Genomic DNA, 26,172 nt, shown 5'->3' on the forward strand with positions numbered 1-26,172 from the left:
CTGGGGAGGGGACTGCATCGCATGCGCAGTGGAGCGAAAGCCGCCATAGTCGGCGGGGTGTTCCTCGTCGCGACCGGGGGCGTGGCCTACGGCGGCTACACCCTGCTGAGCGGCGAGAGCAACGATCCCGGCCCGGGCATCAACACCCGCTCGGCGCCCAGGAAGACCGGCCCGCCGAGCGTGTCGGAGGTCGACAGGACCACGAAGGCGTTCCTCGCGGCCTGGTCGAAGGGCGACGCGCGCGCCGCCGCCGACCTCACCAACAACGCCGCTGCCGCGCGGCCCGCCCTGGACGCCTACCGTGCCGTGGCGCACGTGTCCGAGGTGACGTTGACGCCGGGAACCGCGGTCGGTGCGAAGGTGCCGTTCACCGTGAAGGCGACGGTGACGTACGCGGAGGCCAAGCGCAAGCCCTGGTCGTACGCGTCCGAACTGACCGTCGTCCGCGGGCTGACCACCGGCGCCCCCCTGGTCGACTGGGCGCCCGCCGTGGTCCACCCGGAGCTGAAGGCCGACGACAGGCTGACCACGGGCGAGGCGACGGCCCCGCCCATCAAGGCGGTGGACCGCGACGGCGTCGAGCTGACGAAGGAGAAGTACCCGTCCCTCGGCCCGGTCCTGGACACCCTGCGGGAGAAGTACGGCAAGAAGACGGGCGGGAAGCCCGGCGTCGAGTTGGTGATAGAGGGCGGGGACAGCGATGCGCCCGTACGCTCGCTGCTCACCCTCACCAAGGGCAAACCGGGCAAGCTGGCCACCACGCTGGACGCGGGCACGCAAGCGGCCGCCGAGAAGGCCGTACAGCGCTACCGGAACTCCTCGGTGGTGGCGGTCAAGCCGAGCACCGGTGAGATCAGGGCCGTCGCCAACAACCGCGACGACGCGTTCAACGCGGCGATGCTCGGCAAGCAGGCGCCCGGCTCCACGATGAAGATCGTGACGGCGGCGATGCTCCTGGAGAAGGGCCTGGTCGGCGCCGACCGGCCGGTCGAGTGCCCGGCGGACGTCATGTACCAGGGCCGGACCTTCCACAACCTCGACCACTTCGACATCAAGAACGGCACCTTCACGCAGAGCTTCGCCAGGTCCTGCAACACCGCCTTCATCAAGCAGATCGACGACACGAAGGACGACGCGGCGCTGTCCAAGGAGGCCCAGGATGTCTTCGGCATCGGGCTCGACTGGCAGACCGGCGTCGCCTCGGCGGACGGCTCCGTGCCGATGGCGTCCGGCGGCGAGGCCGCGGCGCAGTACATCGGGCAGGGCACGGTCCAGATGAACGTCCTCAACATGGCGTCCGTCACCGCCACCGCCAAGACCGGCACCTTCCGGCAGCCGGTCATCGTCCCGCGCTCGCTCGACGGCCGGGAGATCGCCCAGGCCCCCCGCTCGCTGCCCGGCGGCGTCTCCGAGCAGTTGCGCACCATGATGCGGGTCACCGCGAGCAGCGGCACGGGCGCGCAGGCGATGGCCTCGGTCGGCGGGGACAAGGGCGCGAAGACCGGCTCCGCGGAAGTCGACGGGCAGGGTACGTCGAACAGTTGGTTCACCGGGTTCAGCGACGACGTGGCGGCTGCCGCGGTCGTGGAGTCCGGCGGGCACGGCGGGGACGCGGCGGGCCCACTGGTCGCAACGGTGCTGCGCGCGGGCTGACCGCGCGTCGGCCGGCGTCGCACCCCCGGCAACCGGTTCGCATGGCCCGTACGGCCAACGCTGGCGTGCGGGCCATGAGCACTCCCGAAAGCACCGCCCACCCCCGCTTCACCGAGGCCCTGCGCGAACTGGGCATCGCGGACATCGAGGTACGCCGCTTCCCCGACGCGACCCGCACGGCCGTCGAGGCGGCTGCCGCCGTCGGCTGCGAGCTGAGCCAGATCGTCAAGTCCCTGATCTTCGAGGCGGACGGCGTGCCCGTCCTGGTCCTGATGGACGGAGCCTCGCGCGTCGATGTGGAGCTGGTGCGCCGGGAGCTGTGCGCGGCGAAGGTCGGGCGGCCAATGCCGATCTAGTACGGGAGACGACCGGCTACGCGATCGGCGGCGTACCGCCCTTCGGGCACCGCACGAAGACACGCGTCCTCGCCGACCGGGGGCTGCTCGCCCACCAGGAGGTCTGGGCCGCGGCCGGGACCCCGCACACGGTCTTCGCGATGAGTCCCAAGACGCTGGTCGCCCACTCCGGTGCGACCGTCGCGGACGTGCGCGAGCAGACGGCGTGACACCGCTCGTCGTCGCGGCGGTGCTCATCGCCGCTTTCACGCACGCCAGTTGGAACGCGATAGCCCACCACATCAAGGACCAGCTCGTCTCCTTCACGCTGATCTCCGGCGGCGACGCCCTGCCGAATCCCGGCCCGTCCGGCGCTTGAGGACTGCTCGGCCGGAGGTCGCGCACCGGCCCCGCCCTCATCCCGGTCAGCCCTGGAACGCCCCCCGCAGCCCCAAGTTGCTGACCAGCAGCCCGCCGTCCACCGGTAGCGTCACGCCGGTGATCCACGCCGCGTCGCGCGACGCGAGGAAAGCGACGGCCGCGGCCACGTCGTCGGGGCGTCCCACCCGGCCCAGCGGATAGTGCGCCGCGGCCCGCTCCAGGCTCGACTCCCTCCCCGCCCACGCCTCCGTCGCAACCGTCCCCGGCGCCACCAGGTTGACCCGTACGCCCCGCGCCGCCGCGTGGCCGGCCAGCGTGCGGGTCAGGCTCGCGAGGCCCGCCTTGGCGGCGCTGTACGCGTGATTGCCGAAGTCCTGCTCGCCGTTTACCGAGCCGACACTGACGATCGCCCCGCGCCCCGAAGCCGCCAGGTGTGGCAGCGCGGCCCGCGCACAGCGGAAGGCACCGGTCAGCGTGATGTCGAGATCCCGTTCCCACTCGGCGTCGTCCTCGTCCTCGAAGAGCGCCGCGTCGGGCGCGCACGAGCACGCGTTGTTGATCAGCACGTCGAGGGCCCCGAACTCCCCTACCGCGCACTCCACCGCCGCCCGGACCGAGTCCCGGTCCCCCACGTCGCAGCGCAGCGCCACCGCTCCCGGGATCGACTCCGCCGCCTTCGTCGCCCGTTCCTCGTCCAGGTCAGTGACCAGCACCCGCGCGCCCTCGGCCGCGAGCCTGCGGGCCACTGCCTCGCCGATGCCGCGCCCGGCGCCGGTGACCAGCACTCCGTACCCCTCGAACCGCAGAGGCACGGGCAGCTGCGAAGATCCACTCATAGGTCTCATACACCGATCATGCAGCGGACCGCACGGCCCTGACCAGGGCCTGTGCGCGGGGGTCGGCGGTGACGCCCCTCTGAAGCCCGTTGGTCACATACCCGAAGGCGATGCCCGCCTCCGGATCGGCGAAGCCCAGCGAGCCGCCCCGCCCCGGATGCCCGAACGACCCGGGCCCGAGCAGCGGCGCCCCCGAGCCGTGCAGCATGAAGCCGAGCCCGAAGCGGGTGTTGACGACCAACACCCGGTCGGGCCCCGCCGATTCCTCGGTCCGCGCCAGCGTCAGCGTGGCCGGCGCGAACAGCCGGTGCCCGTCCACCGCCCCGATCATCGCCGCGTAACACCGCGCCAGCGCCCGCGCGGTGGAGATCCCGCCGGACCCGGCGAGACCTGCGGCTCGGTACGCCGGGTCGTTGTCGTCCACGGCCGGATCGATCGCCCCGAACGCACACCGGGTGAGCGAATCGGGGTCCCCGTACGCTTCGGTCACACTGCGCCGTGGCCGCACCCGCAGCGCCCCCGGCGCCTCGGCCGGTGCCTCCACCCGACCTGTCCTGCCCACCCGGTGGGCCTCGTCGGGGGGCAGGCCGATCCAGAAGTCGAGCCCGAGGGGACGGCCGATCTCCTCGGCGATCCACCGCCCGATGGTCCGCCCGGTGACCCGCTTCACCAGCTCACCGATCAGCCAGCTGTACGTGTGCGCGTGATAGCCGTGGTCGGTGCCCGGCTCCCACAGCGGCTGCTGGGCGGCGACCGCGCGCGGCCCGGAGGCCCCGTCGATCGCCTCGGCCAGGGTCAGCGGACGGTCGAGCAGGGGCACGCCCGCGCGGTGCGAGAGCAGATGACGTACGAGTACCCGCTCCTTGCCGCCCGCCTTGAACTCCGGCCAGTACGTGGCGACGGAGGCATCCAGGTCGATCTGCCCGCGCTGGTGCAGCAGCAGCGGCACCGCCGCGGCGACGCCCTTGGTCACGGAGTGCACGACCTGCGCGGTGTCGACGGCCCACGGCTCGGGCCCGTCCACGTCCCGCGTCCCCGCCCACAGGTCGACGACCTTGAGGCCGCGCCGGTAGACGGCGACCGCCGCGCCGCGCTCGCCGCGCTTCTCGAAGTTGCGTACGAAAGCGTCCTTGACCGGTTCGAAGCCGACCGCAACCGTGCCTTGGACGTCCACGCCCGCACTCCCGCTCTTCACTCTTCGTCCCGCGTCCGCGCGCCCGATGGCGCCGCGCACCCCCATGGTGCAACGTGGTCCGGCCCAGTGGACCGGTGGGGTCCGTCCGGTGACCCGCCCTCAGAGGTCCCGGCCACCCTGAAGTTTCCGGAGGTCTCAGGGCCCGGTCGTCGCCACCGAGCGCGGGTCGAAGCCGAACGGCAGCTCCAGCCGGTGCGAGCGCATCAGTTGCTCATCGGTGAGCAGGTCCCGGGTCCGCCCGTCCGCCGCGATGACCCCGTCACTGAGCACCACCGCACGCGGGCACAGCTCCAGCGCGTACGGCAGATCGTGCGTGACCATCAGCACGGTGATGTCCAACGACCGCAGGATGTCGGCCAGTTCGCGGCGGGACGCCGGGTCGAGGTTGGACGAGGGCTCGTCGAGGACCAGGATCTCCGGCTCCATCGCCAGTACGGTCGCGACCGCCACCCGGCGCCGCTGCCCGAAGGACAGATGGTGCGGCGGGCGGTCCGCGAATTCGGCCATGCCGACCTGGCCCAGCGCCTTCGCGACGCACGCCTCCAGCTCGGGGCCGCGCATTCCGGCGGCCGCCGGCCCGAAAGCGACGTCCTCGCGGACCGTGGGCATGAAGAGCTGGTCGTCGGGGTCCTGGAAGACGATGCCGACGCGGCGGCGGATCTCGGCGAGGTGCCGCTTGCCGACGGGCAGCCCGGCCACCGTCACGGTGCCCGCCCCTGCCGTGAGGATGCCGTTGAGGTGCAGCACGAGGGTGGTCTTGCCGGCGCCGTTGGGGCCGAGGATCGCGACCCGCTCACCGCGCCCGACGGTCAGGTCGACGCCGAACAGGGCCTGATGCCCGTCCGGATAGGCGTAGGCGAGACCGGAGACTTCGAGCGAGGGGGGAACGGCGGCGGAGGACGGAGAGGGAGTGGTCACAGGGTCCATCCCAGCAGACATACCGCGAGCGCGGACAGCGGGAGCGCCGCCGCCGTGGACCACTGCGCCCGCGAGGCGGTCACCTCGTCGATCACCGGCATGGTCCCGGTGTACCCCCGGCTGATCATCGCCAGATGCACCCGCTCACCTCGCTCGTACGAGCGGATGAACAGTGCGCCCGCCGACTTGGCCAGCACACCCCAGTGCCGCACCCCCCGCGCCTCGAAGCCGCGCGAGCGGCGCGCGATCGACATCCGCCGCATCTCGTCGGTGATCACATCGCCGTAGCGGATCATGAACGACGCGATCTGGACCAGGAGCGGCGGGAGCCGCAGCCGCTGCAGGCCGAGCAGCAGCGAGCGCAGCTCGGTGGTGGAGGCGAGCAGGACGGAGGCGGCGACGCCGAGCGTCCCCTTGGCGAGGACGTTCCAGGCCCCCCACAGCCCGGAGACGCTCAGCGACATGCCGAGCACCTCCACCCGCTCGCCCTGCGCCACGAACGGCATCAGCACGGCGAAGGCGACGAAGGGCACCTCGATGAGCAGCCGCTTGAGCAGATAACCGGCCGGTACGCGGGACGCGTACGCGACCGCGCCGAGCAGCACGGCGTACAGGCCGAAGGCCCAGACCGCCTCGCGCGGGGTGGACACCACGACGAGCACGAAGCAGAAGACCGCGGCGAGCTTGCAGTGCGGAGGCAGGGCGTGAACGGCCGTGTGGCCGTGCCGGTAGAGCCGGTGGGCATGGCCCGCACCCATGTCAGGCCGATTCCTCGGCGCGGGCCGGGGTGGTTTCGCTCTGCGGCCCGTCCTCGCGACGGCGGCGGACGGCCCAGAAGATGCCGGTGCCCGCCACGATGGTCGCGCCGACGCCGATCACGCCCGCGAGACCGCCGGAGATCCGCGGGTCGGCGATGTCCTCGACGCCGTAGTCGGCGAGCGGGGAGTCCGCGGCTGCGTGCTCCTCGATCTTCTTGTCGATGCCCTGGTCGGCGGCCACCTTCTCCAGGCCGTCGGGGCTCGCGGACGCGTAGAAGCTGACGACCCCGGCGACGACGAGGGCGGAGACCAGGCCGACGCCCCAGACCTTGCGGGTGGAGCGGGCCGCGACGGGGGCCGGCGCGGGCTCCGGGGTGGCGTCGACGAGCTTGCCGCCGACGAGCAGCTTGAGCGGTGTTTCCAGACCGCGCGCACCGTGCACCAGGTCGGGCCGTACGGCGATGACGGCGCCCACGGTCGCGGCGGTGATCACGGCCTCGCCGATGCCGATGAGGACATGCACGCCCACCATCGCGGTCAGCACCCTGCCGACCGGGATGTCGGTGGTCCCGCCGATCGCGTAGATCAGCGTGAAGGCGCCGGCCGCGGCCGGCACGGACACCAGGGCGGCGATAAAGGAGGCGGCGGTCACCGAGCGGCGACCGCGCGGCAGCACCTTGACCAGGCCGCGGAAGATCCCGTACGCCACGACGACCGTGACCACGCCCATGACCGTGATGTTCACACCGAGCGCGGTGAGACCGCCGTCGGCGAAGAGGATGCCCTGCATCAGCAGGACGACCGACACACAGAGCACTCCGGTGAAGGGGCCTACGAGTATCGCGGCGAGCGCACCGCCCAGGAGATGCCCGCTGGTGCCGGCGGCGACCGGGAAGTTCAGCATCTGTACGGCGAAGATGAACGCCGCCACCAGGCCCGCGAGGGGCACTGTCTGCTCCTCCAGCTCGCGGCGTGCGCCGCGCAGGCTGACGGCGACGGCACCGGCGGCCGCGACTCCGGCGACCGCGGAAAGCGGCAGGTTGATGAATCCGTCGGGGACATGCATGGAGTGCTCCGCTCAGGCGGGTTGGTTAGCCGTTGATGATACTGCCCAGTTGCAAAGAGGTTGCAACAACGCACAGGTCACGAATAGGCCTGGAGCACGGACCGTGAAATATGGGACATTAGGTTAATAGCGTCGTGAATGTGAGGAGCCGACCCATGCACCCCGTCATCGAAGACCACGCACGGGCCCGCCTCATTACGGATGCCCCGTACCACCGGTCCGTTCCCGTCGCACTGATTTACGACATGGACGACGACCCCCTCGCCGTATGCCTGGTTTTCCCGGCGGGCGTCTCCCCCGGCGGCTCCGAGAACGAGTGGACCCTCGCCCGCACCCTCCTTGAGACGGGGCTGAGCCGGCCCGTCGAGACCGAGAGCGGCGATGTCCGGGTCTGGCCGTGCGGCCGGGTGCAGGCCGTGCTGGAGCTGCACTCGCCCCAGGGCGTCGCGGTGATCCAGTTCGACCGCGCGCCCCTGCTGCGCTTCCTGCGCCGCACCTACACAGCCACCCCCGCAGCCGGCTCCGCGGCCGTTCCCGCGACCCCGGCCCCGCCCGCTGCGACGCCCGTGCGACAGGCCGGATGACACGGAGGCCCCCCGGCCGCACCTTGGCCGGGGGGCCTCCTCGTCGCACCGGGTCCCGTCCCCACGAGCCGGTGCGTACCCGGGGGCCGCGCTCCGCTGACGCGGGCCCCCGGAGTACTCGAACGCCGCGATCACTCAAGCGCGATGCGCGCGCCGCGATCACTCGGTGCTCAGGCGCTCAGGCGCTCACCAGCTCCCGGTCCCCGTCCGGGCCCTTGCCCTGGCCGGCCGACACGTCGTCGCCCAGCTCCTTGCGGAGCTGCTCGCCCTCGACGTCGACATTGGGCAGCGCCTTGTCCAGCCAGCGCGGCAGCCACCAGGCGGCCTTGCCGAGCAGGGCGAGCACCGCGGGCACGATGGCCATCCGTACGACGAAGGCGTCGAAGAAGACCGCGATGGCGAGCCCGAAGCCGATCATCTTGATCATCGACTCACTGGATCCGATGAAGCCCGCGAAGACGGCGATCATGATCACGGCGGCGGCCGACACGACCCGCGCGCCATGCCGGAACCCGGTGACGATGGCCTGACCCGGCCGCTCCCCGTGTACGTACGCCTCCCGCATGCGGGTGACCAGGAAGACCTCGTAGTCCATGGCGAGACCGAAGACCACACCCACCATGAAGATCGGCATCATGCTCATGATCGGGCCGGTCTGCTCCACACCGAGGACCGAGCCGAGCCAGCCCCACTGGAAAACCGCGACGACCGCGCCGAGTGCGGCGACGACCGAGAGCAGGAAGCCGAGGGCCGCCTTGAGCGGTACCAGGACCGAGCGGAAGACCAGCATCAGCAGCAGGAACGCGAGGCCGACGACGAGCGCCAGGTAGGGCAGCAGCGCGTCGTTCATCTTCTGCGAGAAGTCGATGTTCATGGCCGTGGAGCCGGTGACCAGGACGTCGACGCCCTCGTCGGACTTGATGTCCGCGCCCGCGTCACGGATGGAGTGGACCAGCTCTTCGGTCTCGGCCGACGAGGGGCGGTCCTTGGGGATGACGGTGATCACCGAGGTGTCACCGGCCTTGTTGGGGGCGCCCGGCACGGTGGCGACGACGCCGTCCATGCCCTTCACACGGTCGTTGACCGCGCGGAACGCCGCCTTGGCGTCCTCGCTTCCCTGGGCGTCGGCGACCAGCATCAGCGGACCGTTGAAGCCGGGGCCGAAGCCGTCGGACAGCAGGTCGTACGCCTTGCGCTGGGTGGTGGAGACGGGCTGCGCGCCGTCGTCGGGCAGACCCATCTCCAGCGAGGTGGCCGGGATGGCGATGACGCCGAGCCCGATCACGCCGGTGAGCAGTACGGCGACCGGGCGGCGCAGTACGAAACGCGCCCAGCGGGTGCCCATGTTCGGCTTGGCCTCGGCCTTGCCGTTGCCATCGGCCTCGGCCTCGGTGGCCGCGTTGCGCGCCTTGCGGCCCACGATCCGCTTGCCCGCGAAGCCGAGCAGCGCGGGGACGAGGGTGAGCGCGATGAGAACGGCGATGACGACGGTGCCCGCCGCGGCGAAGCCCATCTTCGTCAGCATCGGAATGTTGACGACGGCCAGACCCACCAGGGCGATCACCACGGTGAGCCCGGCGAAGACGACCGCGGAGCCCGCCGTGCCGACGGCCCGTCCCGCCGCGTCCTCATGCTCGCGGCCCTCGGCCAGCTCGGCGCGGTAGCGGGAGACGATGAACAGCGCGTAGTCGATACCGACCGCGAGGCCGATCATCATCGCGAGGGTGGAGGTGCTGGAGCCGAGGTCGAGCACGCTGGCCAGCGCGGTGATCGTGGAGACACCGATGCCGACGCCGATGAGCGCGGTGAGCAGCGGCAGCCCGGCGGCCACCAGCGAACCGAAGGTGATGACCAGCACGATCGCGGCGACCGCGACACCGATGATCTCGGTGGACCCGGTCTCGGGCACGGCCTGCAGCGCGTCACCGCCGATCTCCACGGTGAGTCCGGCGTCGCGCGCCTCGTCACCGGCGCCGGTGAGCGCCTCCTTGCTAGCGTCGGTCAGCTCCATACCGCTGACCTTGTACGAGACCTGGGTGTACGCCGTCGAGCCGTCCTTGCTGACGGCCTTGCCCACGTACGGGTCGACGACCCGGGTGACCTGCTTGGAGGAGGACTTCAGGTCGGCGACGACCTTCTGGACCTCGGCCTTGTGTTCGGGGTCGGTCATCTTCTCGCCGGCGGGCGCCTTGAAGACCACGCGGGCGGTCGCACCGTCGGCGCTGGCCCCCGGGAAGCGCTGTTCAAGCAGGTCGAAGGCCTTCTGGGCCTCCGTGCCGGGTATCGAGAAGGAGCTGGATGACGAGGTGGCGGCGGAGGTGGCGCCGACACCGGCGAGCACCAGCAGCGCCACCCACGCGAGGGCGACGAAGGGGCGGCGGCGGAAGGCGAGCCGGCCCATCTTGTAAAGGAACGTGGCCACGAGGGCGTCTCCCGGTCGGGTCGTTGGAGCTGGAACAGGGCGTGAAGAACCACCCCGACGACGAGAGCGGTGTGCGTCAGGTAGGCGTGGAGCTGCGGGGAGAGTCAGACGCCGAGGGCGGGGAGAACCACGGCGTCGATGTAGTCGGCGAGGAAGGCCCGGTCCGGTGACCGGTCCTCGATCAGCTGCTGGGCGACGAACGCGCCGACCACCATGTGCGGGAGATACCGCATGGCGGGGGTGTCGGCTGCGAGTTCTCCCCGGTCCACCGCGCGTTGCAGCAGACCGTCGAGCCCGGTCATCTCGGGCTCGATCAGCAGTTCCCGAAGCGCCTTGTACAGGTCAGGATTTTCGTGAATGGCCTGGGCCAGGCCCCGCATCAGTGCGGAGTCCTTCTCCATCTGGCAGTCGTCGGTGCGCTCCACCAGGGCATGGAAATCGCCGCGCAACGAGCCGGTGTCGATGTCCGCGAAGTGGACGGGCTTGTTGTGCCGCAGCGCCCTGGCGACCAGCTCGGGCTTGTTCCCCCACTGGCGGTAGAGGGTGGCCTTGCTGGACTTGGCGCGGGTGGCCACGGCGTCCATGGTCAGGGCGTCGTAGCCGACCTCGCGCAGCAGGTCGAGCACGGCTTCGTACAGTTCGGTCTCGCGTTCGGGTGTGAGCCTGCTGCGGGCCATCCTCGACCTCCTCGGGCACTTGGTGACGCACGGAACGAAACTGTTTCGTACACCATGACAGTACGCCTCACTCGAACGAAACGAACCCGTTTCGATGGTGTTCTGCGCCACAAGTTGCCGCACCCCCCGCCCGCGGGAAGCATTGGGGGGTGAGCGACGACGGCGCGTACCTCCGCTTCCCGCACCTCCACGGCGATCTGCTGTGCTTCGCCGCGGAGGACGACCTCTGGGTCGCACCGCTGGTCCCCGAGGAGCACCGGCCGTCCCGGGCCTGGCGGATCACCGTCGACCGCACCAAGGTCACCCACCCGCGCTTCTCCCCGGACGGCAAGCACCTCGCGTACACGACCTGGCGCAGCCTGGACCCGGAGGTGCACCTCGCGCCCGTCGGCGGCGGGCCGGCCCGCAGGCTGACCTACTGGGGCTCCATCGACGCCCGGGTCTGCGGCTGGACGCCCGAGGCCCCCGACAGCCCGGCGAGCATCCTCGCGGTGTCCTCGCACGGCCAGCCCTTCTCCTACTACTCCTGGGCCTACAGCCTGCCCACCGACGGCAGTCCCGGCGGCAAGCTGCCTTGGGGCCCTGTCGCCGACATCGCGACCGCGGACATCGACGGTGAGCGCCGTACGCTCCTGCTCACCGGAAAGCCGCCGCACGAGCCCGCCGCGTGGAAGCGCTACCGGGGCGGGGCGACAGGTCGGCTGTGGCTGCACGGGGAGCAACTGCTGCCGGACATCGGTGGGCATCTGGACTGCCCGATGTTCGTCGGCGGGCGCATCGCCTTCCTCTCCGACCACGAGGGCGTCGGCAATCTCTACTCCTGTCAGTACGACGGCACCGACCTGCGGCGCCACACCGACCACGACACGTACTACGCCCGCCACGCGTCCAGTGACGGCGAGCGGGTGGTCTACCAGTGCGCGGGCGACCTCTGGCTGGTCGACAACCTCACCGAGGGGGGCGTACCACGCAAACTGGAGGTGCGCCTGGGCGGGCCGCGCGCCGGGCGGCGCAGCTACCAGGTCCCGGCCGCCAGCCATGTCGACGCGCTCTCCGTGGACGAGACGGGCCGGGCGAGCGCCGTCGTGGTGCGCGGCAGCCTGTACTGGCTCACCCACCGCGACGGCCCGGCCCGCACCATCACCGACAACCCGGGGGTACGCACCCGGCTGCCGGAGATGCTCGGCAGCGGCGGGCAGGTCGCGTACGTCACCGACGCGGAGGGCGAGGACGCGATCGAGATCGCCTACCTGCCACGGGCCAGCGGCGAACGCGCGCCGCGGCGCCTGGCGTCCGGGGAGCTCGGGCGCGTACAGGAAATGCTGTCGGACCCGGAGGGCGAGCGCATCGCGATCGCCGCACACGACGGGCGGCTGCTCCTCATCGACGCGACCGAGGAGTCCAACGGCGAGGTCACCGAGCTGATCCGCTCCATCAACGGGCCGGTGCGCGACCTGGCCTTCTCCCCCGACGGGTCCTGGCTGACCTGGTCCCATCCCGGGATCGGCCGCTCGCTGCGCCAGATCAAGATGGCGCGGATCGCCGGGCCGGGGATGCGCGCCACGGTCGATGTCACCAACGGCCGCTTCGAGGACGAGAATCCGGTCTTCACCAGTGACGGCCGCTACCTCGCCTTTCTGTCCTGGCGCGGTTTCGACCCCGTGTACGACGTGCACACCGGCGATCTGTCCTTCCCGCTGGGCTGCCGCCCGTATCTCGTCCCTCTCTCTTCCGCGACACCGTCCCCTTTCGCCCTGTCACCGGACGGCCGCCCCGCGGCGGGCGGCCTGGATCCGACGGAGGACGAGAGCGCCGACGGTACGGTCCTGGTGGAGATCGAGGGCCTGGAGAGCCGGGTGACGCCGTTCCCGGTGGCCGCCTCCAAGTACTCGGCGCTGAACGCGGTGAGCGGCGGCGGCCTGGTGTGGCTGCGCTGGCCGATCTCGGGGGCGCTCGGCGAGACCTTCGCCAACCCGGCCGACATGTCGGGCCGCCCGACCCTGGAACACTTCAACATCACCAAGGCGCGCAAGAGTGAACTCGTCGACCACCTCGACTGGTTCGCGGTGAGCGGCGACGGCTCTCGCCTGGTCGTCATGGACGAGGGCGAGCTGCGGGCCGTCCCCTCGACGGAGTCCGGCGACAACGACTCGACGGTCTACCTCGACCTGCGCCGCATCCTGCACGACGTGGACCCGGAGGCGGAGTGGCGCCAGGCCTACGACGAGGCGGGTCGCGTCATCCGCGCGTACTTCTGGGAGCCGGGGATGTGCGGCATCGACTGGGACGCGATCCTCGCCCAGTACCGCCCGCTCCTCGAACGGGTCGCCACACCGGACGAGTTCGCGGATCTGCTGCGTGAGGTCCTGGGTGAGCTGGGCACCTCGCATGCGTACGTCGCCGCCGCGCGCCGCAGCGAGGGCCCGCGCCACTACCAACGAGCGATGGGCCTGCTGGGCGCCAACCTGGTCTGCCGGGAAGGCAGTTGGCTGATCGCTCGGATCCTGCCCGGTGACTCATCGGACTCCAAGGCGCGCTCCCCGCTGGCCGGTACGGGCATCAGGGAGGGCGCGGTCCTCACTCATGTGGACGGCCGCCCGGTGGACCCGGTCTCCGGCCCCTTCCCCCTGCTGGCCGCTGCGGGCGGCACCACGGTCGAGCTGACCTTCCAGCCCGCCGAGGGCGAGGGGCGGGCGCGCAGGGTGGCGATCGTCCCGCTGGTCGATGAGCGCCCGCTGCGCTACCAGGACTGGGTGGCCAAACGCCGTGAAGTGGTACGGGAGTTGAGCGGCGGCAAGTGCGGCTATCTGCACATCCCCGACATGGGAGGCTCGGGCTGGGCCCAGTTCAACCGCGACCTGCGCCTGGAGGTGCAGCGCCCCGCGCTGATCGTCGACGTACGGGGCAACGCGGGCGGGAACATCAGCGAACTGGTGGTGGAGAAACTGACCAGGACCATCATCGGCTGGGACCTCACGCGGAACGCCCAACCCGTCTCGTACGCCTCGAACGCACCCCGTGGCCCGGTGGTGGCCCTGGCGGACGAGGCGACATCGTCGGACGGCGACATGATCACGGCGGCCTTCAAGCTCCTGGAACTCGGCCCGGTGGTGGGCCGCCGCACCTGGGGCGGCGTGGTCGGCATGACGGGCCGGCACACGCTGGGCGACGGGACGGTGATCACTGTCCCGATGAACGCGGCCTGGTTCGACGAGTACGGCTGGTCGGTGGAGAACCACGGAGTGGAACCGGACATCGAGGCCCTGCGCACCCCCCTGGACTGGGCGGAGGGCCGCCACGCCCAACTGGACGACGCGGTCCGGGTGGCCTTGGACCTCCTGAACACACACCCGGCATCCACACCCCCCGGCTACAGGAACGTCCCGAACAAGCGCCGCCCGAAGCTGCCGCCTAGGGCGTGACCGCTCGGCCGGTTGGGGGCGGGGGGTCCCGGGGCGGCGTCCCCGGGACGAGGTCCGGGGGCGAGGTCCGGGGGCGAGGTCCGGGGTCGGTGCCGCGTCGGGGCGTCTCCTCGGGCGCCGAACGTTCGGGCACTGCTGCGTCAGGTTCGCGGTGGTTGCGTTCGACACCCTGCGGGGATCGCCCCGACACGTCCCCTCCCGGCATCGCGGGAAGGGGCCCGGGGCCCCATCTCAGCCTGGCCGGCACCAGATGCCCCCGGGTCGGCCTGGGCATGGAACCGTCCCCTTCCCCCACCCGCCCAAGTCCAGCCCGTCCGGCGTTCGAGGACCGGGACCGGGAACCCGCCACACCCCGCCATCCCAGCCCGCCCGCCGATTTCAGCCGTCCGGCGTTTGAGGACCGGGGTCCGGGGCGGAGCCCCGGTTTCGGGAAGGGGCGGGTAGGGGACAGCGCCGCAGGCAACCCGCACCCAACCGCCGGCCCGCGCACCGCACCCCGCCGCCCCGCACCGCGCACCCGCACCCGCACCCGCACCCGCACGCCAAAGGGGACGCACCCAAACCCAGGCACGCCCCCTCCGCACTACACCACTCAAGCCACAGAGCTACGCCTTGAAGCGGTCCTGACCCTCGTCCCGCGCCTGCTCCGCTTCCTCGCGCATCTTCTCCTGATTGTCCTGCGCCTCACTGCCACGCTCGGACGCCTCGTCCTTCGCACCGCCCGCGGCCTTCTTGGCCTGCTCCGCAAGCTCCTGCGCCTTGTCCTTGAACTGGTCTGCCATGCCCATGAGGTTCACTCCTAGACGGGTGTGAAGGGGTACAAGGGGTGGCCGGAGGAGGGGGCGCACGCAACGTCCCGCCCTCGGGCCTCGACCAGACTGACGCGCCCCGACATTCCACGCATTTCGATCAATAACGCTGTGCACGCGCCTTCTCGTCCGCCTCGCCGCCCGCCCCCACGAGCCCCCTGCTGACACTGGCCAACCGCGGCTCGAACCGCTTCATCTCACGCTGGCCCACCGCCCCGATGACGGCGGGCAGGTAGCCGCGTACGGACTGCATCCCCCGCAGCCACCACTGCGCGTACACGTGCGAGGAGCGGCGTTCGATGCCCGCGACGATCCGGTCCACCGCGGGACCCAGCGGGTACGTCCGGTTCGAGGGCCACGGCAGCCGCTGCCGCAACTCCCGCATCACATCGTCCTGATCCGCGCCCCGCACCATGTCCGTATCGGTCCAGGACAGATAGCCGACCCCGACCCGCACACCCCGGTAGCCGACCTCCGCCCGCAGACAGTGCGCGAACGCCTCGACCCCCGACTTCGACGCGCAGTACGCCGTCATCATCGGCGCCGGCGTGATCGCGGCCAGCGACGCGATCTGGAGGAAGTACCCCCGGCTCTCCATGAGCACCGGCAGGAAGGCCCGCCCCGTGACCGCCCCGCCGATCAGATTGACCTCGATGACCCGCCGCCACGCGTCCGGGTCGGAGTCGATGAACGGCCCGCCCGAGGCGACTCCCGCGTTGGCGACCACGATGTCCACCTTTCCGAAGCGTTCCTTCACCTCCTGCGCGACCCGCGCCATCGCCACATGGTCGGTGACGTCCGCGTGCCAGTAGTCGCTCTCGCTGTGCAGCCGCTCCGAGACCCGCTTGAGCTCTTCCGGCTCCAGCCCGACCAGCGCCACATTCGCCCCGCGCGCCGACAGCTTGCGGGCCAACTGCTCGCCCACACCCCGCGCCGCCCCCGTGACGACCGCGACCTGTCCCTCAAGACTCTGCCTGCTCATACGACGTCCTCCTTCTCACTTCGGGCATGGCCACCGCCGACACGGTCGGCGCCACTGACACCACTCACGTCGACGTACGCCATGACGAGCTCGCGCAGCTTCGCGGTGACGGCCTCCGGCGCCTCCACCGGCGTCATGTGCCCGACGCCGGTCAGCTCGGTGACCCCCAGCGAATGCGGCAGCGCCGCGGCGATGGCCCGCGCATGCACCGGTGGGGTGAGCCGGTCCGCGGTGCCCGCGACGATCGCGGTGGGCACCCGCAAGTCACGTACCCCGGCTTCGAGATCGAGCTCTCCCAGCACGTGCGACCAGGCCACTCGCGCGGCCCGAGGACAGGCGTGCACGATACGGGCGCATCGCGCGACCCGCTCCGGCGCCGTACCGGGGCCCATGGTCCCGTACTTGAGGATCTTCCTGGAGAGCGGCGTGACCGGCCCGAGGGGAGCGCGCGCCCCCAGAATCGCCCGGGTGATCCGGGTGCGCATACCCCCGGCGCGCATCGGCAGGATGAGCGACTCCCCCACCAGCCGCGAACTGCCCGTACTGCACAGCAGAACGGCCGCGGCGTGCTCCTCGAACTCGGGCCTGCGCGAGGCGGCCATCATCGTCATCCCGCCCATGGAGTGCCCGGCCAGCAGTGCCTTCTCACCGGGGGCGAGCACGACGGCGAGGACCGCTTCGAGGTCGTCGGCCAGGGCGTCCGTGGTGTAGCCGCCGTGCGCCACGGCAGGCGTACGCCCATGCCCGCGCTGGTCGTAGACGATCACCCGGTACTCACCGGCCAGCGCCCTGATCTGCGCGTCCCAGAAGAGCGTCGAGCACGTCCACCCGTGCGCGAGCACGATGGCGGGCGCACCCTCGGCCCCATGCACCTCCACATGCAGCCGGGACCCGTCGGCGGACACCGCGGTCAGCTCACGCGAGGGAACCAGCACCCCGCCGCCACCGGTCAACAGCCGACTCATACCACCGCCCCCTTGCCCGACCGCCCCGAGGCCTTGCCTGACCCCTTCGCGCGTACCATTTCGGAGGCGGCCGAGACGCCCACGGACTCCGCCGCACGCACCCGCACGACCTCGTACTCCGCGAGATTCACTTCCCGAGTGACCCGCCGGAACTCGCTCGGCGTACCCGGCCAGATCGTGGTGTTGCGCCCATTGGCATCCAGGTACCAGCTGTCGCACCCGCCGGTGTTCCACACCGTGCGCTTCATCCGGTCCTGCACCCGCCGGTTCCACGCGTGCACGGCGGAGGCACGCGCGCCGAGCGCGACCTTGCCGCCCAGGACGGACAACTGGCGCATGTAGTCGGCGAGATAGTTCAGCTGGGACTCGATCATCAGGATCATCGAGCTGTTCCCGAGGCCCGTATTGGGACCGACGATCGTCATCCAGTTGGGGAAGCCGACCGCGGTCGCGCCGCGCAGCGACTCCATCCCGTCCTTCCACGCCTCGGCGAGCGTGATGCCGTCGGCGCCGATCACCCGTTCAGCGATCGGCATGTCGGTGACATGGAAGCCCGTACCGAAGATGATCGCGTCGACCTCGGTCTCGGTCCCGTCGGCCGCGACGACCGTGGAGCCGCGCACCTCCTTGAGCCCGGAGGCCACCACGTCCACGTTCTGCTGGGCGAGCGCCGGGTAGTACGAGCTGGACAACAGGATGCGCTTGCAGCCGATCCGGTACGACGGTGTCAGCTTGGCCCGCAGCGCCGGGTCCTTGATGGCCTTGGCCATATTGGCCTTGGCGATGGACTCGACGGCGCCCAGCTGCCGCGGGTGCTTGGTGAACGCGGTGACCTGAAGCTCCCGCAGCCCGAACAGGACACCGCGCCGGGCCTTCCCGGTGAACGGCACATTGCGGTGCAGCCAGCGCTCGGGCCCCGTGATCACCCGGTCCACGCGCGGCATCACCCAGGGCGGCGTCCGCTGGAACAGCGTCAGCTTCGCGACATCGGGCTGGATCGCCGGCACGATCTGGATCGCCGACGCCCCCGTCCCGATCATCGCGACGCGCTTGCCGCGCACGTCGTAGTCGTGGTCCCAGCGCGCCGAGTGGAAGACCTTGCCGGGGAATCCGGCGAGCCCCGGGACATCGGGGATCTTCGGGTCCGACAGCGCCCCGGTCGCGGAGACGACCACATCGGCGGTCAGCACCCCGCTCGCGGTCTCGATCTCCCAGCGCAGCTCGTCGTTGTCCCAGCGCATCATCGTCACTTCGTGGTTGAGCCTGATGTGCGGGCGCAGCCCGAAGGTGTCCGCGACATGGTCCAGATAGGCCCGGATGTGCTGCTGCCCGGAGAAGGTGCGCGGCCAGTCCGGGTTGGGTGCGAAGGAGAACGAGTAAAGGTGTGACGGTACGTCGCAGGCGCAGCCGGGGTAGCTGTTGTCCCGCCAGGTGCCGCCGACCGAATCGGCCCGCTCCAGGACGACGAAGTCGGTGATCCCCTCGCGGCGCAGCCGGACGGCCGCCCCGAGGCCACCGAATCCGGATCCGATCACCGCCACTCGTACGTGCTCGTGCTCGGCCATGCCGACGCCTCCCGCGCTCCGCGACTCTGCCAGCAATCACTGGCATGGTTGGGAGAGTAGAACAGCTGCGTACTGATGGGTAGGGGTCCAGCGACAGAAGTTACCGCCGGTAGTGCATAGGCTTCCCAGGTGGCATCAGAAGCAGCAGCACGTCAGTACCGCATGGAGGAGCTGGCCGGGGCGGCCGGCATCACGGTGCGCACCCTGCGCTTCTACCGGGAGCGCAAACTGCTCCCGCCACCGCGCCGCGAAGGCCGTATCGCCTGGTACGACGACCACCACCTGGCCCGGCTGCGCACCATCGCCGCCCTCCTGGAGCGCGGCCACACCCTCACCGGCATCGCCGACCTCGCCAGCACCATCGAGAGCGGCCGTGACGTCGGCGAACTGCTCGGCCTCGGCGACGACGCCGCCCCCGCCACCTGGAGCGAGGAGACCCCGGTCCGCCTCACGCCGGAAGCGCTCGCCGACTACTTCGCGGGCGAGGTCACCGCGGAGAACCTCGCCGCGGCGCTCGACCTCGGCTACCTGGGGACCGACGGCGACGAGCTCGTCCACATCAGCCGCCGGCTCCTCGACGTCTCCGCGGCCCTGGTGCGCGAGGGCGTACCGCTCGCCGCCGTCCTCGGGGCGGGCCGCGAGGTGCGCAAGCACACGGAGGCGATGGCCGAGCTCTTCACCGGTCTGGTCCGCGACCACATGGGACCTGAAGCGGCCGGTGACCCGGCCGCCTCGCTGGAGCGGCTGCGCCCGCTCGCGAAGAGCGTCGTCGACGCCGAGCTGTCGATGGCCCTGGACCGCCTCATCCGGACCGCGCGGGCCAAGGCGGAAGAATGCGCGACCGACTCACCGGAGAAGCGTCCACGTACGGGGTATTGAGCCCAAGCGCTTAGCCCGGCCGGGTGAATCGGGCGCCTGCCCCGGTACGTGGGGCAATTAAGGTCCGGGGCTATGACCTCAACAGAGACCGCTGAAACCCGCCTGAACCCCGCCGACTTGGGCACCATCACCGTGATCGGCTGGGCAGGCGAGAACATCGATGACGGCCGCGACCTGCCCTTCCTGCTCGCCTACACGCTGGGCGACGGCGAAGGCGGCCCCGAGGCCGGCGAGCGAGCCGTCCGCCTTCTCCTCGAACAGACCGGACTGCCGGTCGGCGGCGGAGTGTTCGAGGTCTCCCGGACCAACTCGCCGGTGTCCGTACTCCTCGAGAGCGGCAGCGCGTCGGTGACCATGCCGAGCCTCAAGGCCCAGTGTCTCGTTCCCGAGCAGTGGACCCAGGCGGCCCTCAAGCGGGGGCATGTGCACTTCCTGTTCACCACCCGCCCGTGGCCGAAAGGCGCCCCCGGCACCGACGTCATGGCAGAGGACCTGAAGGCGTTCATCGGCGACGAGGAGGTGCTCGCGGCCTCCGCGCACTGCGTCGTCCCGGTGACAACTCTGCGCAAGTGACCACACCCGGCCCCACAAAAACCCCACCGCAGCGGTCAGGCCCCCCAGATGACTTCCATCTGGGGGGCCTGACCTCTGCGGTGGGGCAAGGGGAGCGGCTGGTCTCCCCTTACGCGCCACTCACCAGGCCCGGGCAACCGCACAGAAGCCTGCGGAATGCCCGAGCTGTCACTGGGGAGATCAGTTGTTCGTCGCGCCGTTGCCCGCGAGCAGGTTGTCCAGGACATGCGAGAGCGTCTCGTCACCCTTGGCCTGGCTCGAGTTCTCAACGCACTGCTGGGTCTGCGGGTTGGACAGGATGTCCTGGACGCCGACGTTCACGAGGCCGACCACCGACTGGATGTTGCGCACCGGGATGGCGACACACGGCTTGTTGAACGAACCCTGGATGAGCGACATCTGGGGGCTCATGTCGCCGTGCGTGGCGGCATTGCCGTAGGACTGCACCGCGCCGTTGCCGCTCGCGGTCGCGGTGGACCGGTCGTCAGCGGCGGCCATCGCCTGCGGGGCAGCCGCGGCACCAAGGCCCATGACAGAAGCGGCGACGGCAGCGGTAGCCATGACCTTCTTGATCACTGTTTTCCTCTTTCTCACGTGTCGTACCCCGAGTTGAGGCGTCCTGACCAACTGCGTATCAGCCGGTTAGTTCTCCTGCATCACCCATTTGGCCGCGCACTATTGGTCCTTCAATACCATTCGGGTGAACCGGCGCAACCAATCCACAGGGAGAAAGTTGAGCCTGACGCAGAATCCCGCGTACCCGCACTAGCAAGGAAATTTAAATGCTCAAGAAGATGATGGCCACGGCCGCAGTTGCCGCCTCTGTCGCCGGGCTCGGCGTTGCCGGCGCCGGTCAGGCGATCGCCGCCGCTGACGACCGGACCACCCAGACCGCAAGCGGCAACGGCGCGGTGCAGTCCTACGGCAATGCCGCCACGTTCGGCGACCAGAGCCCGCAGCTGTCGATCGTCCAGGGTTCGTTCAACAAGCCGTGTGTCGCCATCCCCGTGCGGAACATCCAGTCGCTTGTCGCGGCGGTCAACGTCGGTGTCCAGGACATCCTGTCCAACCCGCAGGAGCAGCAGTGCGTTGAGAACTCGAGCCAGGTCAAGGGTGACGAGACGCTCTCGCACCTCCTGGACAACGCGATCTCCGGCAACGGCGCGACGAACCACTGACGCCTCCAGAGCGTCCAGTACGCTGACCCGGCCCTGGGGTCTCCCCCCGGCGCCCTTGACCACGCGCCCCTGACCGATTCGGTCAGGGGCGCGTGGTCATTTCAGGGAATTCGCCCCCGCCCGGACGGCCGCGACTTCAGAGAACGATAATCACACTCTCGGACCGCAGAATTCACCCGTCTTGAACGCTGCATATAGCTTCGCTATTGCGCGATCAGCGTGAATCTCCCGGGCTGCGGGCATTCTCGCCAAAATACACCCCGCAGCATGCAAGAATTTCCGAAAAGTCAACCTCCACCAGGAGGTGTACTGATATGTGCGCTGCCAAGAAGGCTGCTCTCGTCATCGCCACCGCCGGTCTCGGCGCCGGTGCCGCCGCAGGCTCCGCCGCCGACAGCGAGGCCGCGGGCGTCGCGACCCACTCCCCGGGCGTCCTCTCCGGCAACCTGGTTCAGGTCCCGGTTCACGTGCCCGTCAACGTCGACGGCAACACCGTGAACGTCATCGGCCTCCTGAACCCGGCGTCCGGCAAGGAGTCGACCAACGCCTGTGCCGCCTGAACAAAGCGGGGGCCCCGTGGACATGAGTCCACGGGGCCCCTCACTCATGCCCAGTGCAGGTCAGAGCAGATCCAGGTCGAGGACCAGCAGGCCGTCGTGGTGACTGTGGTCGTGGCAGTACCAGTCACCGTGGTCGTTCCAGCAACGGTCGGCAGCAGCCGTCCGCGAGCCCGCCCGGTCCGAGGCCGCCGAGGCGGTACCGGCGATCGGGATGACCGCGGGGGCGGCGGCAGTGGCCGTGCGACCAAGAATCTTGCGCATTCTCACCTCCTGACGAGGTGGAATAGGACGCTAGTACGCATACTTCTCCACGCCGTCCGCCTCGACCTGCTGGGACTCTTGCAGCCGTCCGGGGGCCAGAGTTCGACCGAATGACGGAGCAGCGGATGCGGCCCGAACCGGCTCGCGCATCCGCGGTACGAGCGGCCCCTGCGCGAGGTGTCCCGGAATGCCAGAAGGCCGGCGTACGCGCGCCTGGCGCACATGCCGGCCTTCTGGCCACACTTCCGGCGCCACGAGGCGCCGCCCCGGTGGTCAGCCGCCGAGAGGCAGACCGCCGACCAGCGGAGCCGACTTGGCGGCGCCACTCAGCAGGTCCGTCGGCTTGCCGTCCTTGGCAGCGTTGACGGCGTGCGCGGTCTTCGTCACGGCATTCAGCAGCGGCTTCGCGACCGGACCGTCCAGCGGCTGGTTGGCGTTCACGGCGTCCGCCAGAGTCTGAACACCGGTGTTCAGACTCATGGACCCCTCGGGGGCAGCCATCGCCGGGGACACGGATCCCGCGGCAGCTCCCGCAGCGATCACCGAAACAGCAAGGGCCGATGCGGCCTTCATGTACTTCATTCTCATTAATCCCTTTTTGTGGTGGCGTAATCCGCGACCTTGGCATCCCGCGACACTTTGATGCTGCTCTTCGGTGTCACTGACACCATGGCTAACGAAGCCCCGTGCGCCGGGAAACTAAAAGTGCATGCCTTCTTGCCGATTCACTCGAATGCCCGGAACAAAAGCGCGCTGGGGCAGGTTCCGTAAAATCCGCCCCAGCACTGCCTTGCGAGCACTTCAGCTCTGGGTGACCCGGCCGCGACGGGCAAGCAGCAGACCGCCGCCGAGCAGGGCGGCACTGATGGCGGCCGCGGCACCGACCTGGCCGACGCCCGTGTGGGCCAGGGCCGGCTCCTTGATATCCGCGCGGGGCTTGTCCGCGGGGGCCCCGGGGGCCGGAGGATTGTCGGCCGTCGGCGGCTTGTCAACCGGGGGCTCGTCGACCGGCGGCTTGTCAACCGGCGGCTCGTCGACCGGCGGCTTGTCAACCGGCGGCTTGTCAACCGGCGGCTCGTCGACCGGCGGCTCGTCGACCGGCGGCTTGTCAACCGGCGGCTTGTCAACCGGCGGCTTGTCCTTGGGCGGCACCGAGGTGCCGTTGGCGCACTCGTTACCGATCGTCGGGTTGAGGAGCGCGATGACATCCACGGTGTTGCCGCACGCGTTCACCGGCACCTCGATCGGCACCTGCGCGTTGTTGCCGGAACCGACGCCAGGCGAGTGGCTCGTCTCCGACTGTGCAGTCGCACCCGAGGGGCTGCCGTGGTGACCCGAGTCGCCGTAGCCGCCCGGGCTGCCGTGCTGGCCGTGGTGACCGGAGTCGCCGGGACTGCCGTGCTGGCCCTGCTGGCCCGAGTCGCCGTAGCCGCCCGGGCTGCCGTGCTGGCCGTGCTGGCCCGAGTCGCTGTGGCCGCCGGGACTGCCATGCTGGCCCGAGTCGCCGCGGTGGCCGCCGGAGACATTGGCGCACGAGTTGCCGATGGTCGGGTTCAGGAGCCCGATCACATTGACCGTGTTGCCACAGGCGTTCACCGGCACGTGAACCGGGGCCTGGACGTTGTTGCCGGAGAGCACTCCCGGCGAGTTCGTGGTCGCGCCGCCGGCCTCAGCGTCCGCGTGTGCGGCGCCACCGGACATCGCGAGGACTCCGGAGGCGGCCGCCGCAGCGAAGACACTCCTACTCAAAACCTGTCGCACTTTGCCGTTCCCTGTCTTCCATGCTTGCGGCGAGCCGAATGCCCACGCACGAGGATTTCCAGTTGGCCCCCGAGCGCATGGCGTGCGCTTGGGGGCCAACTGGGTCCAAACACTTAACGGTGAAGCTGGGTCTTACTTGTTGATGCAGACGTTGCCGAACGCGGGGTTCAGCAGGCCAACCACGTTCACAGTGTTGCCGCAGAGGTTCACCGGAACGTGCACGGGGATCTGCACGCTGTTGCCCGAGAGGACACCCGGGGAGTGGCTGGTGATGCCCTTGGCTTCGCTGTCCGCGAGGGCCGGGGAGGCGACACCGACGGCCATGAGCGAACCGGCGATGAAGGCGGCGGTCTTCAGGTACTTCATTGTTATTGAACCTTTCCGGCGACGACGCCCTATACAGCCACGTCCTTCGCGCTGCACGAGTCTGTTCTTCACGCCCGTAGCGTCGCCGTCGACATCGGTAACGATCCGATTCCACTGAGGAAACTCAATAAATTAAGCTATCTTTGCGCTATCACCCGAACGCCGCACAATCAGGTCGCCACAGCTCAGGCAGCTGGGTATCGCCCGAACTGCGGGCAGGGAACCAGCCGTTGTGCCTAACCGATGACACGGGGCGCACGTAACGAAAGTCGAAAATTACTCTATTGAACGGGAGGGTCGGCGGCGGGCGCTGGAGTCAGTGGGCTGCGGCCTGGGCCGCGTACCAACGGCCGTCGCGCTGCTGGGCGAGGTGGTGGGCGGCGAGGCCGTCCACGTGCCGGGTGATGGTGGCCCGCTGGTAGCCGACGACGCCGCTCAGCTCGTCGACGCTCGCTCCGGTGTCTCCACAGGTCCTCAAGTGCTGCCAGGTGCGTTCGGCGGGGCGGCCGATTCCGCCGGCCTGGACCGGCCTGAAGACGATCTTCTCGTCGACGGCGCCGGTGCCCGCGCTCTCACTCGGCCTGGTCCTCGTGACCGGACGCGGGGTGCGGTTGACCCGGCGGTGGCGACGGCCCTTCTGCTTGCGACGCTTCCGCATCGGCATGGGCTGCTCCGTCCTTGAGTGGGGGTGCTGTGTGGCCTCTGGACGCCGTGAGGTGCTCCTGCGCTGCACAGGAGCACCTCACGGGCTGTGTCCGTCGGCGGGTGCGGTGTGAAGGGCTCCGGCGCCCTACTCGGATCCGGTGAACTCGTCCACGTCCGCGAAGCTTCCGTCCGCGACGATCTCGGGAACGGAGATGGGGAGCCCCAGCGGCTGGTCGGCCGAGTCGGCGTGGGCGGAGGGCGCGGGGGTGATGAGAGCCGCCACCACTCCGGCTGCGAGGGATGCGACAGCGGCCATGCTTCGTTTCTTCATGTCCTGCCAACGGCGGACGCGGCCACAAGTCACGGACATATCAAAAGACAACGCCGGTACGGCGCGTACGTCGCCCTGTCCGCGGCCCGGGTCGCGGGGCCTTCGCGCCCTCTCAGGAGACGACATCGAGCACCGGCTCGGAGACCGATCGGGCCTGGCGGGGCACGGACCTCAGGTAGTTGGCCGTCTCCAGTGGCTGGTCCGTGAAGAACCGTGCCGCCAAGTCCGCGACCTCGTCGGCCCGTTCTAGGACGACCCAGTGGTCGGCGTCCCGGATGGTGGTGAAACGACTGCTCTGGATGGTCGCCGCGAAGGTGCGCTGCCGTTCGGCGGAGGTCACGGTGTCGTGCTCCCCGGTGAAGACCAGCGTCGGCACGCCGGACAGACCGCCGGAGAAGTCGGGCCGGTCCCCCAGCGAGCGCTCCAGCGAATCCGCGGCGTGCGGCGAGTGCGCGACGGCATGCAGCATGGACCGCCTGACGTACCGGAAGGCGAGCTCCCTGCGGGTCACATGACGGTCCGGGTCGACACACATCAGCGCCTCGGCGACCAGCGTGGCGAAGCCCTCGGTGTCGCCTGCGGCCAGCCGGCCGGTGGCCCGCCGCCAGTGGGCCCGCTGCTCGTCGCTGATGTACGTCGGTACGCCGCCGAGGATCAGCCGGGCGATGCGCCGGGGGTTGCGCTGCGCGCAGCCGAAGGCCAGTGCGGCGCCGTAGGAGAAGCCGAACAGGTTGACCCGCGGTACGTCGAGATCCTCGATGATCTGCGTGACGGCGGTGCACAGGAGCTCCGCGCTGGGGCCGGGTGGCAGCGGGGCCGCGGTGCCCATGCCCGGCAGGTCCGCGGTCACGATGGTCGCCATCGGGCCCAGCCGGTCCTCCAGCTGGGGCCAGCCGAGCATGCCCTGCAGCGCACCCCCGAGGACCAGGACCGGTTCGGTGCGCGCATCGGTCTGCCGCAGCACGCGGTAGGCGTAAGGCAGCCCGTTCACCGACAGGGATCGGACGACTTCCTCGGGCATGCGCCTCTTCCTTCTGGTGGTCTAGCTGG

At 70.3% G+C, this 26,172-nt stretch carries 26 protein-coding genes and 2 pseudogenes; 9 read left to right on the plus strand and 19 right to left on the minus strand.

The window, feature by feature from the left end; all coding sequences use genetic code 11:
- The first annotated feature begins 21 nt into the window (after window positions 1–21).
- The 3 genes and pseudogenes from QMK30_RS02230 to QMK30_RS02240 all read left to right on the plus strand — a co-directional run.
- A complete protein-coding gene (locus QMK30_RS02230) occupies window positions 22–1,653 on the plus strand; it encodes a penicillin-binding transpeptidase domain-containing protein (RefSeq protein ID WP_283515388.1) in 1,632 nt (543 codons plus the stop codon).
- Between the two features lie 41 nt (window positions 1,654–1,694).
- Window positions 1,695–2,218: pseudogene (locus QMK30_RS02235) on the plus strand (YbaK/EbsC family protein).
- A pseudogene (locus tag QMK30_RS02240) lies at window positions 2,215–2,340 on the plus strand (EamA family transporter); the annotation flags it as partial. The pseudogenes QMK30_RS02235 and QMK30_RS02240, both read left to right, overlap by 4 nt.
- Before the next feature lie 73 nt (window positions 2,341–2,413).
- Here QMK30_RS02240 and QMK30_RS02245 read toward each other — a convergent pair.
- The 5 genes from QMK30_RS02245 to QMK30_RS02265 form a co-directional block, all read right to left on the minus strand.
- Window positions 2,414–3,205 carry an SDR family NAD(P)-dependent oxidoreductase gene (locus QMK30_RS02245; protein ID WP_283515389.1) on the minus strand — a complete coding sequence of 264 codons (792 nt, stop codon included), beginning with the start codon at window positions 3,203–3,205 and terminating at the stop codon, window positions 2,414–2,416.
- A gap of 16 nt (window positions 3,206–3,221) precedes the next feature.
- Window positions 3,222–4,379, minus strand: coding sequence for a serine hydrolase domain-containing protein (locus QMK30_RS02250; protein ID WP_283515390.1), 1,158 nt, complete (start codon window positions 4,377–4,379; stop codon window positions 3,222–3,224).
- A gap of 156 nt (window positions 4,380–4,535) precedes the next feature.
- Window positions 4,536–5,327 carry an energy-coupling factor ABC transporter ATP-binding protein gene (locus QMK30_RS02255; protein WP_283515391.1) on the minus strand — a complete coding sequence of 264 codons (792 nt, stop codon included), beginning with the start codon at window positions 5,325–5,327 and terminating at the stop codon, window positions 4,536–4,538.
- Entirely contained in the window at window positions 5,315–6,076 is a 762-nt protein-coding gene (gene cbiQ, locus QMK30_RS02260) for a cobalt ECF transporter T component CbiQ (RefSeq protein ID WP_283515392.1), read from the minus strand. The genes QMK30_RS02255 and cbiQ overlap by 13 nt, the downstream gene beginning before the upstream one ends.
- Window position 6,077: 1 nt before the next feature.
- Entirely contained in the window at window positions 6,078–7,142 is a 1,065-nt protein-coding gene (locus QMK30_RS02265; RefSeq protein ID WP_283515393.1) for an energy-coupling factor ABC transporter permease, read from the minus strand.
- Between the two features lie 155 nt (window positions 7,143–7,297).
- Between QMK30_RS02265 and QMK30_RS02270 the strand changes: the two genes are divergently transcribed.
- On the plus strand, window positions 7,298–7,726 hold the full coding sequence (locus tag QMK30_RS02270) for an SsgA family sporulation/cell division regulator (RefSeq protein ID WP_283515394.1): 429 nt from the start codon (window positions 7,298–7,300) through the stop codon (window positions 7,724–7,726).
- A gap of 178 nt (window positions 7,727–7,904) precedes the next feature.
- On the opposite strand, the gene QMK30_RS02275 is transcribed toward QMK30_RS02270, so the two are convergent.
- Window positions 7,905–10,148, minus strand: coding sequence for an MMPL family transporter (locus QMK30_RS02275; protein WP_283515395.1), 2,244 nt, complete (start codon window positions 10,146–10,148; stop codon window positions 7,905–7,907).
- A gap of 104 nt (window positions 10,149–10,252) precedes the next feature.
- Complete coding sequence (locus QMK30_RS02280) at window positions 10,253–10,825, minus strand: TetR/AcrR family transcriptional regulator (protein ID WP_283515396.1); 573 nt, start codon at window positions 10,823–10,825, stop codon at window positions 10,253–10,255.
- A gap of 149 nt (window positions 10,826–10,974) precedes the next feature.
- Between QMK30_RS02280 and QMK30_RS02285 the strand changes: the two genes are divergently transcribed.
- Window positions 10,975–14,247 carry a S41 family peptidase gene (locus QMK30_RS02285; RefSeq protein ID WP_283515397.1) on the plus strand — a complete coding sequence of 1,091 codons (3,273 nt, stop codon included), beginning with the start codon at window positions 10,975–10,977 and terminating at the stop codon, window positions 14,245–14,247.
- A gap of 605 nt (window positions 14,248–14,852) precedes the next feature.
- On the opposite strand, the gene QMK30_RS02290 is transcribed toward QMK30_RS02285, so the two are convergent.
- The 4 genes from QMK30_RS02290 to QMK30_RS02305 all read right to left on the minus strand — a co-directional run bounded on the left by QMK30_RS02290 (window position 14,853) and on the right by QMK30_RS02305 (window position 18,568).
- A complete protein-coding gene (locus tag QMK30_RS02290; RefSeq protein WP_283515398.1) occupies window positions 14,853–15,035 on the minus strand; it encodes a hypothetical protein in 183 nt (60 codons plus the stop codon).
- 121 nt (window positions 15,036–15,156) lie between these two features.
- Window positions 15,157–16,038, minus strand: coding sequence for an SDR family oxidoreductase (locus tag QMK30_RS02295; RefSeq protein ID WP_283515399.1), 882 nt, complete (start codon window positions 16,036–16,038; stop codon window positions 15,157–15,159).
- Window positions 16,035–17,003, minus strand: a complete 969-nt coding sequence (locus tag QMK30_RS02300) for an alpha/beta fold hydrolase (protein ID WP_283515400.1) — start codon at window positions 17,001–17,003, stop codon at window positions 16,035–16,037. Before QMK30_RS02300 ends, QMK30_RS02295 begins: the two co-directional genes overlap by 4 nt.
- Complete coding sequence (locus tag QMK30_RS02305; protein ID WP_283515401.1) at window positions 17,000–18,568, minus strand: flavin-containing monooxygenase; 1,569 nt, start codon at window positions 18,566–18,568, stop codon at window positions 17,000–17,002. Before QMK30_RS02305 ends, QMK30_RS02300 begins: the two co-directional genes overlap by 4 nt.
- 162 nt (window positions 18,569–18,730) lie before the next feature.
- Between QMK30_RS02305 and QMK30_RS02310 the strand changes: the two genes are divergently transcribed.
- Together QMK30_RS02310 and QMK30_RS02315 are read left to right on the plus strand one after the other, a co-directional pair.
- The gene (locus QMK30_RS02310) at window positions 18,731–19,447 is read left to right on the plus strand and encodes a MerR family transcriptional regulator (protein ID WP_283515598.1); all 717 of its coding nucleotides are present in this window, start codon (window positions 18,731–18,733) and stop codon (window positions 19,445–19,447) included.
- A 72-nt stretch (window positions 19,448–19,519) separates the two neighbouring features.
- The gene (locus QMK30_RS02315) at window positions 19,520–20,020 is read left to right on the plus strand and encodes a DUF5949 family protein (RefSeq protein ID WP_283515402.1); all 501 of its coding nucleotides are present in this window, start codon (window positions 19,520–19,522) and stop codon (window positions 20,018–20,020) included.
- Window positions 20,021–20,200: 180 nt separating this feature from the next.
- Here the strand turns inward: QMK30_RS02315 and QMK30_RS02320 are convergent, their stop codons facing one another.
- Window positions 20,201–20,596 (minus strand): rodlin, encoded by a 396-nt coding sequence (locus tag QMK30_RS02320; protein WP_283515403.1) that lies wholly within the window; start codon window positions 20,594–20,596, stop codon window positions 20,201–20,203.
- Window positions 20,597–20,802: 206 nt separating this feature from the next.
- Between QMK30_RS02320 and QMK30_RS02325 the strand changes: the two genes are divergently transcribed.
- Together QMK30_RS02325 and QMK30_RS02330 are read left to right on the plus strand one after the other, a co-directional pair.
- Complete coding sequence (locus tag QMK30_RS02325) at window positions 20,803–21,198, plus strand: rodlin (RefSeq protein WP_283515404.1); 396 nt, start codon at window positions 20,803–20,805, stop codon at window positions 21,196–21,198.
- Between the two features lie 314 nt (window positions 21,199–21,512).
- On the plus strand, window positions 21,513–21,758 hold the full coding sequence (locus QMK30_RS02330; protein WP_283515405.1) for a chaplin: 246 nt from the start codon (window positions 21,513–21,515) through the stop codon (window positions 21,756–21,758).
- Between the two features lie 60 nt (window positions 21,759–21,818).
- On the opposite strand, the gene QMK30_RS02335 is transcribed toward QMK30_RS02330, so the two are convergent.
- The 7 genes from QMK30_RS02335 to QMK30_RS02365 form a co-directional block, all read right to left on the minus strand.
- A complete protein-coding gene (locus tag QMK30_RS02335) occupies window positions 21,819–22,019 on the minus strand; it encodes a hypothetical protein (RefSeq protein ID WP_283515406.1) in 201 nt (66 codons plus the stop codon).
- Between the two features lie 273 nt (window positions 22,020–22,292).
- Window positions 22,293–22,601, minus strand: a complete 309-nt coding sequence (locus QMK30_RS02340; protein WP_283515407.1) for a hypothetical protein — start codon at window positions 22,599–22,601, stop codon at window positions 22,293–22,295.
- A gap of 219 nt (window positions 22,602–22,820) precedes the next feature.
- Entirely contained in the window at window positions 22,821–23,780 is a 960-nt protein-coding gene (locus tag QMK30_RS02345; RefSeq protein WP_283515408.1) for a chaplin family protein, read from the minus strand.
- Between the two features lie 132 nt (window positions 23,781–23,912).
- Complete coding sequence (locus QMK30_RS02350; RefSeq protein ID WP_283515409.1) at window positions 23,913–24,146, minus strand: chaplin; 234 nt, start codon at window positions 24,144–24,146, stop codon at window positions 23,913–23,915.
- A gap of 316 nt (window positions 24,147–24,462) precedes the next feature.
- Window positions 24,463–24,810 (minus strand): hypothetical protein, encoded by a 348-nt coding sequence (locus tag QMK30_RS02355; RefSeq protein ID WP_283515410.1) that lies wholly within the window; start codon window positions 24,808–24,810, stop codon window positions 24,463–24,465.
- A 126-nt stretch (window positions 24,811–24,936) separates the two neighbouring features.
- Window positions 24,937–25,107, minus strand: a complete 171-nt coding sequence (locus tag QMK30_RS02360; RefSeq protein ID WP_283515411.1) for a hypothetical protein — start codon at window positions 25,105–25,107, stop codon at window positions 24,937–24,939.
- 127 nt (window positions 25,108–25,234) lie between these two features.
- Entirely contained in the window at window positions 25,235–26,143 is a 909-nt protein-coding gene (locus tag QMK30_RS02365) for an alpha/beta fold hydrolase (protein WP_283515412.1), read from the minus strand.
- Between the last annotated feature and the right edge of the window lie 29 nt (window positions 26,144–26,172).

The organism is Streptomyces sp. H27-C3 (assembly GCF_030063415.1).
Taxonomy (GTDB): domain Bacteria; phylum Actinomycetota; class Actinomycetes; order Streptomycetales; family Streptomycetaceae; genus Streptomyces.

What these genes read in the sequence shown, in the direction of transcription:
- QMK30_RS02305 (WP_283515401.1), bottom strand. Translation starts at nt 18,568, where the DNA reads ATGGCCGAGCACGAGCACGTACGAGTGGCGGTGATCGGATCCGGATTC.
- QMK30_RS02325 (WP_283515404.1), top strand. Translation starts at nt 20,803, where the DNA reads ATGCTCAAGAAGATGATGGCCACGGCCGCAGTTGCCGCCTCTGTCGCC.
- QMK30_RS02295 (WP_283515399.1), bottom strand. Translation starts at nt 16,038, where the DNA reads ATGAGCAGGCAGAGTCTTGAGGGACAGGTCGCGGTCGTCACGGGGGCG.
- QMK30_RS02360 (WP_283515411.1), bottom strand. Translation starts at nt 25,107, where the DNA reads ATGGCCGCTGTCGCATCCCTCGCAGCCGGAGTGGTGGCGGCTCTCATC.
- QMK30_RS02290 (WP_283515398.1), bottom strand. Translation starts at nt 15,035, where the DNA reads ATGGGCATGGCAGACCAGTTCAAGGACAAGGCGCAGGAGCTTGCGGAG.
- QMK30_RS02350 (WP_283515409.1), bottom strand. Translation starts at nt 24,146, where the DNA reads ATGAAGTACCTGAAGACCGCCGCCTTCATCGCCGGTTCGCTCATGGCC.
- QMK30_RS02280 (WP_283515396.1), bottom strand. Translation starts at nt 10,825, where the DNA reads ATGGCCCGCAGCAGGCTCACACCCGAACGCGAGACCGAACTGTACGAA.
- QMK30_RS02255 (WP_283515391.1), bottom strand. Translation starts at nt 5,327, where the DNA reads ATGGACCCTGTGACCACTCCCTCTCCGTCCTCCGCCGCCGTTCCCCCC.
- QMK30_RS02245 (WP_283515389.1), bottom strand. Translation starts at nt 3,205, where the DNA reads ATGAGTGGATCTTCGCAGCTGCCCGTGCCTCTGCGGTTCGAGGGGTAC.
- cbiQ (WP_283515392.1), bottom strand. Translation starts at nt 6,076, where the DNA reads ATGGGTGCGGGCCATGCCCACCGGCTCTACCGGCACGGCCACACGGCC.
- QMK30_RS02310 (WP_283515598.1), top strand. Translation starts at nt 18,731, where the DNA reads ATGGAGGAGCTGGCCGGGGCGGCCGGCATCACGGTGCGCACCCTGCGC.
- QMK30_RS02300 (WP_283515400.1), bottom strand. Translation starts at nt 17,003, where the DNA reads ATGAGTCGGCTGTTGACCGGTGGCGGCGGGGTGCTGGTTCCCTCGCGT.
- QMK30_RS02340 (WP_283515407.1), bottom strand. Translation starts at nt 22,601, where the DNA reads ATGAAGTACATGAAGGCCGCATCGGCCCTTGCTGTTTCGGTGATCGCT.
- QMK30_RS02330 (WP_283515405.1), top strand. Translation starts at nt 21,513, where the DNA reads ATGTGCGCTGCCAAGAAGGCTGCTCTCGTCATCGCCACCGCCGGTCTC.
- QMK30_RS02355 (WP_283515410.1), bottom strand. Translation starts at nt 24,810, where the DNA reads ATGCCGATGCGGAAGCGTCGCAAGCAGAAGGGCCGTCGCCACCGCCGG.
- QMK30_RS02265 (WP_283515393.1), bottom strand. Translation starts at nt 7,142, where the DNA reads ATGCATGTCCCCGACGGATTCATCAACCTGCCGCTTTCCGCGGTCGCC.
- QMK30_RS02230 (WP_283515388.1), top strand. Translation starts at nt 22, where the DNA reads ATGCGCAGTGGAGCGAAAGCCGCCATAGTCGGCGGGGTGTTCCTCGTC.
- QMK30_RS02270 (WP_283515394.1), top strand. Translation starts at nt 7,298, where the DNA reads ATGCACCCCGTCATCGAAGACCACGCACGGGCCCGCCTCATTACGGAT.
- QMK30_RS02365 (WP_283515412.1), bottom strand. Translation starts at nt 26,143, where the DNA reads ATGCCCGAGGAAGTCGTCCGATCCCTGTCGGTGAACGGGCTGCCTTAC.
- QMK30_RS02315 (WP_283515402.1), top strand. Translation starts at nt 19,520, where the DNA reads ATGACCTCAACAGAGACCGCTGAAACCCGCCTGAACCCCGCCGACTTG.
- QMK30_RS02335 (WP_283515406.1), bottom strand. Translation starts at nt 22,019, where the DNA reads ATGCGCAAGATTCTTGGTCGCACGGCCACTGCCGCCGCCCCCGCGGTC.